This is a genomic window from Variovorax sp. CCNWLW225 (genome assembly GCF_037204045.1).
GTDB lineage: Bacteria > Pseudomonadota > Gammaproteobacteria > Burkholderiales > Burkholderiaceae_C > Variovorax.
Window position 1 is genome coordinate 67708 of sequence record NZ_JBBCBV010000021.1, and the last position, 6869, is coordinate 74576.

General features: G+C 65.5%; 7 protein-coding genes. All 7 read left to right on the forward strand.

Annotated elements, in window-relative coordinates:
* The first annotated feature begins 35 nt into the window (after positions 1 to 35).
* Positions 36 to 818, forward strand: a complete 783-nt coding sequence (flgG, locus tag V9L20_RS23990; RefSeq protein WP_126746958.1) for a flagellar basal-body rod protein FlgG — start codon at positions 36 to 38, stop codon at positions 816 to 818.
* Positions 815 to 1498, forward strand: a complete 684-nt coding sequence (locus V9L20_RS23995) for a flagellar basal body L-ring protein FlgH (RefSeq protein ID WP_337298499.1) — start codon at positions 815 to 817, stop codon at positions 1496 to 1498. Before flgG ends, V9L20_RS23995 begins: the two co-directional genes overlap by 4 nt.
* Positions 1499 to 1502: 4 nt before the next feature.
* Positions 1503 to 2618, forward strand: a complete 1116-nt coding sequence (locus tag V9L20_RS24000) for a flagellar basal body P-ring protein FlgI (RefSeq protein ID WP_443098624.1) — start codon at positions 1503 to 1505, stop codon at positions 2616 to 2618.
* 8 nt (positions 2619 to 2626) lie between these two features.
* Entirely contained in the window at positions 2627 to 3601 is a 975-nt protein-coding gene (flgJ, locus tag V9L20_RS24005; RefSeq protein ID WP_337298500.1) for a flagellar assembly peptidoglycan hydrolase FlgJ, read from the forward strand.
* A gap of 22 nt (positions 3602 to 3623) precedes the next feature.
* The gene (locus V9L20_RS24010; protein WP_337298501.1) at positions 3624 to 4124 is read left to right on the forward strand and encodes a chemotaxis protein CheW; all 501 of its coding nucleotides are present in this window, start codon (positions 3624 to 3626) and stop codon (positions 4122 to 4124) included.
* A 25-nt stretch (positions 4125 to 4149) separates the two neighbouring features.
* Entirely contained in the window at positions 4150 to 5868 is a 1719-nt protein-coding gene (locus V9L20_RS24015) for a methyl-accepting chemotaxis protein (protein WP_337298502.1), read from the forward strand.
* An 84-nt stretch (positions 5869 to 5952) separates the two neighbouring features.
* On the forward strand, positions 5953 to 6869 hold a 917-nt coding region (locus tag V9L20_RS24020), incomplete at its 3' end, for a cache domain-containing protein (protein WP_337298503.1).

The following is a 6869-nucleotide window of genomic DNA, read 5'->3' on the forward strand; positions in this document are numbered from 1 at the left end:
CTGCGCCCTACATAACTCCCAAGGAATTTTTCACCATGATGCGCTCGCTCTACATCGCCAAGACCGGTCTCGATGCACAACAGACCCAACTCGACGTGGTGTCGAACAACCTCGCCAACGTCGGCACCACGGGCTTCAAGCGAAGCCGTGCCGTGTTCGAGGACCTGATGTACCAGAACCTGCGCCAGGTCGGCGGCCAGACTTCGGACCAGACCCGCCTGCCTTCGGGCCTGCAGGTGGGCACCGGCGTGCATGTGGTCGCCACCGAGCGCATCCACTCGCAGGGCAACCTCACCAAGACCGACAAGCCGACGGACGTCGCCATCAACGGCGGCGGCTTCTTCCAGGTGCTGATGCCCGATGGCACCACCTCGTACACGCGCGACGGTTCCTTCCAGACCGACCGCGACGGCCAGCTGGTCACGGCCAGCGGCTTTCCGGTGCAGCCGGCCATCACGCTGCCTGCCAACGCCACCAGCCTCACGGTGGGCCGCGACGGCATCGTGTCGATCACGCAGGCCGGCTCCACCAACACGGTGCAGGTCGGCCAACTGCAGCTGGCCACGTTCCTGAACCCGGCCGGCCTGCAGAGCAAGGGCGAGAACCTCTATGCCGAAACCGACGCATCGGGCGCACCCAACCAGGTGAACCCCGGCATCGACGGCGCCGGCATCCTGAGTCAGGGCTACGTCGAGGCGTCGAACGTCAACGTGGTGGAAGAGCTCGTGAACATGATCGCCACCCAGCGCGCCTACGAGATCAACAGCAAGGCGGTCCAGACCTCGGACCAGATGCTGCAGCGCCTCGCCCAGTTATGACCCGCCTCAACCTGCGCCTGGCGCTGTCGGTTGCCGCCGTGCTGGCCTCGGGCTGCGCGCAGGTTCCGCGCGAGCCGCTGGTGCACCAGCCGATGACGGCGCGGGCGGAGAACGTGGCTTCCGCGCCGCGGCGCGCGACTGGCGCGATCTTCCAGGACGGCCCCGGCGGCAGCGCGCTGTTTGAAGACCGCAGGCCGCGCAACGTGGGCGACATCCTGACCATCGTCATCAGCGAACGGGTCAACGCCAGCAAGAACTCCGGCGCAACCGCGAGCCGCACCGGCAGCCTGGCCGCCGACTTTGCCGGCGGCATTCCCAAGCTGCTGGGTTCGCTGCTCGACGGGCAGGACGCCAAGCTGTCCGGCGGCAACAAGCTCGATGCCAAGGGCGGCGCCAACGCCAACAACACCTTCAACGGCGTGATCACGGTCACCGTGGTGGACGTGATGCGCAACGGCAACTTGCTGGTCAGCGGCGAGAAGCAGATGGGCATCAACCAGGGCACCGAATACATCCGGTTCTCGGGCGTGGTGAATCCGCGCACGGTCTCGGGCAACAACACCGTGCCGTCCACCCTGGTGGCCGACGCACGCATCGAATACACGGCCAAGGGCTACATCGACGAAGCGCAGCACATGGGTTGGATGCAGCGCATCTTCCTCAACGTGATGCCGTTCTAGCACCATGAAAAACATCTGCAATACCGTGCGCCGTATCGGCCTGCTGGCGCTGTGCGCCATGGCCCTGCATTCACCCGCCCATGCGGAGCGGCTGAAAGAACTGGCAAGCATCCAGGGCGTGCGGGACAACCCGCTGATCGGCTATGGCCTGATGGTGGGCCTGGACGGCACGGGCGACCAGACCATGCAGACGCCGTTCACCACGCAAAGCCTGAACAACATGCTGCAGCAGCTCGGCATCACGATTCCGCAGGGCGTGAACATGCAGCTGAAGAACGTGGCGGCGGTCATGGTCACGGCCACGCTGCCCTCGTTCGCACGGCCCGGGCAGAACATCGACGTGACGGTGTCGTCCATGGGCAATGCCAAGAGCCTTCGCGGCGGCACGCTGCTCATGACGCCGCTCAAGGGCGTCGACGGGCAGGTGTATGCCATTGCCCAGGGCAACATGGTGGTCGGCGGCGCCGGCGCATCGGCCAACGGCAGCAAGGCGCAGATCAACCAGCTCAGCTCGGGCCGCATTCCGGGCGGCGCGCTGGTCGAGCGCGGCGTCGAGGCACCGGTGGGCGGCGAAGGCACCTTCTCGCTCGAACTCAACCGGTCCGATTTCGGCACGGTGCAACGGGCGGTCGATGCCATCAACCGGCAGTTCGGCCCCGGCACCGCGCAGGCGCTCGATGCACGCGTGATCCATGTGCAGGCCCCCGCGCCGCAGGAGCGCGTCGGTTTTCTCGCGCAGCTCGAAAGCCTGGAAGTCACGCCCACGCAGGCCGTCGCACGCGTGGTCGTCAATGCGCGCACCGGCTCCGTGGTCATGAACCAGGCGGTTCGCGTGAACGACTGCGCGGTGGCGCACGGCAACCTCTCGGTGGTCATCAACACCGAACCGGTGGTGAGCCAGCCCAACGCATTCGCAGGCGGCCAGACCGTGGTCGGGCAAACCTCGCAGATCTCGATCAACCAAGGCGGCGGCGCATTGCAGATGGTGCGCGGCGGTGCTTCGCTGGCCGACGTGATCAAGGGCCTGAACAGCCTGGGCGCCAACCCGCAAGACCTGGTGTCCATCCTGCAGGCGATGAAAACCGCCGGCGCACTGCGCGCCGAACTCGAAATCATCTGAGCACCGGCATGGCAATCACGGAAAGCAGAAGCGGCGCGCTGGACCAGCGCCTTGCACTCGACGTACAGAGCGTCGATGCATTGCGCCACACCGTTCGCACCTCGCCTGAAGAAGGCCTGAAGCAGGTGTCGCGACAGTTCGAGGCGCTGTTCATGAACATGGTGCTCAAGAGCATGCGCGAGGCCACGCCCTCCAGCGGCCTGCTCGAGAACCGCGACGAGAAGGTCTACCTCTCGATGCTCGACCAGCAGCTGGCGCAGAACCTCTCGGGCCGCGGCGTCGGCGTGGCCGAGGCCATGCTCGCGCAGCTCAGCCGCGCCTCCGCGTCGGGCGCTGAATCGGAAGACGGCATGGAGGCCATGCCGCTCGCGCCTCGCGTCGCCGGGATGGCGCTCACGCCGCAGTCGGGCATTCCCCTCGGCTCGGCGCCGTCTTCACCGGTGCCGGCAAGGGCGCCGGCCGCATCGGTCGACCTGAGCATCTACCAGCGCAACAGCGAGCGTCCGGCCACGGCCGCCGTCGCATCGCTGCAAGGCAATGTCGACAGTTTCGTGCAGCGCATGGGCGGCTCCGCGCAGGTGGCCAGCGCCGCCAGCGGCGTGCCCGCGCCGCTCATCCTTGCGCAGGCTGCGCTCGAATCGGGCTGGGGCAAACGGGAAATTCGCGCCGACGACGGCACGCAGAGCTTCAACCTGTTCGGTATCAAGGCCGACCGCAGCTGGAAGGGTCCGGTGGTGGAAACCACCACCACCGAATACGTGGACGGCGAACCGCAGCGCATTCGCGCCAAGTTCAGGGCCTACGCCTCGTACGACGAAGCCTTTACCGACTACGCCAAGTTCATCACGCGCAATCCGCGCTACGCCAACGTGCTGGCGGCCGACACGCCGGCCGAAGCCGCGCACGGCCTGCAGAAGGCCGGCTACGCAACCGATCCCCAGTACGGGCAGAAGCTCGTTCGCATCATGCAGAAGTTCAGCTGAAGGAATTTATATGACAGAGATCATGACCGCCCCCCCACAAAACCACCGCGGCGCGGCGGCGTCCGCCGTTTCGAGCCGGCTGGAGGTCGTGACCTTCACGCTGGGCCAGGAAGAGTACGGAATCGACATCCAGAAGGTGCAGGAGCTGCGCGGCTACGACGCGGTGACGCGCATTGCCAATGCGCCCGAATACATCAAGGGCGTGGTGAACCTGCGCGGAATCATCGTGCCGATCATCGACATGCGCATCAAGTTCCAGCTGGGCGCGCCGACGTACGACCAGTTCACGGTGGTGATCGTGCTGAACATCGGCGGCCGTGTGGTGGGCATGGTGGTGGACAGCGTTTCGGACGTGATCACGCTGAGCGCAGAGCAGATCAAGCCCGCGCCGGAGATGGGTGCCGTGCTGGACACGGACTACCTGATCGGGCTGGGCACGCTGGACGAGCGGATGCTGATTCTCGTGGACATCGACAAGCTGATGTCCAGCGACGAGATGGGCCTGGTCGAAAAAGTCATCTGACGTAGATGCATACGGAGCAACCGAAATGAAGAACCTGAAAATCGGCACGCGGCTTGGCATTGGTTTTGCGCTGGTGCTGGCGCTCATGGCGTGCATCGCAGGCATCGGTGTGTTCCGTTTGCAAGGCGTGGGCCACGCAGTGCAGGAGATGGTGCAGCGCTCGCTCGTGAAAGAGCGGCTGGCCGCCAACTGGCTGCTGAACACCAGCAGCAACAGCGTGCGCACCTTCGCGCTGGTCAAGAGCAACGATGCGGAGGTGCAGGCCTACCTGCAGAAGCACATGAGCAAGACCAGCGCGGGCATTTCCGAGACGCAGTCCAAGCTGGAGGCCATGCTCGATTCGCCCGAAGAGCAGGCGATCAGCGCCGACATCAAGGAAAAGCGCACCCAATACGTGGGCCTGCGCAACACCATTCTCAAGCTCAAGGCCGATGGCAAGCAGGATGAGGCCGCCCAGCTCACCAATGACAAGCTGGTGCCGATGCTCGACGTGTATGACGCCAGCATCCGCAGCATGCTGACGCACCAGGCGGAGCGGATCGACAAGGCGGCCGAGGCCGTGGAAGGCCTGAACCGCGCGGGCCGCGCCAACGTGATCGTGCTGGCCGTGGTTGCGCTGCTGCTTGGCGCCGTGCTGGCATGGCTCCTGACCCGCAGCATCACGCGCCCGTTGAACGAAGCGGTGCGCGTGGCGCAAACCGTGGCGGACGGCGACCTCACGAGCCATATCGAATCGTCGTCCACCGACGAGACGGGTCTCTTGATGCAGGCGCTGAAGAACATGAACACGAGCCTGGCGACGGTGGTCGGCGGCGTGCGCACGGGCACCGACGCCATTGCCACCGCCTCGGGCCATATTGCCGCGGGCAACCAGGATTTGTCTTCCCGCACCGAAGAGCAGGCCAGCTCGCTCGAAGAGACCGCTGCCTCGATGGAAGAACTCACCAGCACCGTCAAGCAGAACGCCGACAACGCACGCCAGGCCAACCAGCTGGCCCTCTCGGCCTCCGAAGTGGCCATCAAGGGCGGCAATGTCGTCGGCCAGGTGGTCGACACCATGGCCTCGATCAATGCCTCGTCCAAGAAGATCGTCGACATCATCGGCGTGATCGATGGCATTGCCTTCCAGACCAACATCCTGGCGCTCAACGCGGCAGTCGAAGCAGCGCGCGCCGGCGAACAGGGCAGGGGCTTTGCCGTGGTCGCATCCGAAGTCAGGAGCCTGGCGCAACGCTCGGCCGCCGCCGCCAAGGAAATCAAGGGCCTGATCGACGACTCGGTCGGCAAGGTCGACGTGGGCAGCGCCTTGGTCGGCGAAGCCGGCAAGACGATGGAAGAGATCGTGAGCGGCGTCAAGCGGGTGGCGGACATCATCGGCGAGATCACGGCAGCCAGCCAGGAGCAGAGCACCGGCATCGAGCAGGTGAACCAGGCCATTGCGCAGATGGACCAGGTGACGCAGCAGAACGCGGCGCTGGTCGAAGAAGCAGCCGCTGCCGCCCAATCAATGCAGGAGCAAGCCGCCAGCCTCGTGGAGGCGGTGAGCGTGTTCAGGCTGGAACCCGGAGCGCAGCCGCAGCGCAGGGAGTTGGCGTTTGCCGCGCCGGCAGCGCGAACGGTGTTCGGGCCTCTCAAGGCCGTTCCCAAGGTTCAGCGGCCGGCTCTGGGCGGAAAAACCGAGGCTGCCGCACCCCGGCAACTGGCCACGGCCGGCACGGCGGGTGGCGACTGGACAGAATTTTGAACTAATGGCCTCAAGTCTTGCGCGCATCTGCCGATAAACCTATCGGTAGCACCGCACAAAAGACATCCACCCTAGGAAGAGACTATGTTCAACCGTTTGAATTCCCGCGGCCTTCGCATCGGCCAGAAGCTCGGGCTGTTCACGGCCAGCGCCATCATGGGCGTGGCGGCCCTGACAGCCCTTTTCCTGATTTCGGAGCGCAAGCTCATCATGGAAGAGCGGCAAGCCAGCGTGCGCCAGGTGGTGGAAAGCGCCCATGGCCTGCTGGCCCATTACCACGGCCTCGTGGCCAAGGGCACGCTGACCGAGCCGCAGGCAAAGGAACAGGCCATGCAAGCGATTCGCGGCCTGCGCTACAGCGGCAGCGAGTATTTCTGGATCAACGACATGCAGCCGCGCATGGTGATGCACCCCATCAGCCCGGCGCTCGAGAACAAGGATCTCTCTTCCAACAAGGACGCCACCGGCAAGCGGCTGTTCGTCTCTTTCGTCGAGACCGTCAAGGCCAACGGCGCGGGCTTCGTTCCCTATCTCTGGGCCAAGCCGGGCAGCGACAAGCCGGTGCCCAAGGTCTCCTACGTGAAGGGCTTCGAACCCTGGGGCTGGATCATCGGCTCGGGTGTCTATGTGGACACGGTGCAGACCACGATCATGGGCCGGATCATCACCCTGTCGATTGGTGCAGCGGTGCTTGCCGCGGGGCTGCTGGCCCTCGGCTGGGCAATCTCGCGCGGCCTGCTGAAGCAGCTCGGCGGAGAACCCGCGGACGCGACCGCCATTGCGCACCGCATCGCCGACGGCGACCTGGCGGTTCGTATCGAGCTGAAGCGCGGCGACCAGGCCAGCCTGCTGCATGCGATCCAGGGCATGCGCGACAGCCTCGCCAAGGTGGTGGGCGAAGTGCGCACCGGCACCGACGTCATTGCCACGGCCTCGGGCCAGATCGCCGCAGGCAACCAGGATTTGTCTTCGCGCACCGAAGAGCAGGCCAGCTCGCTCGA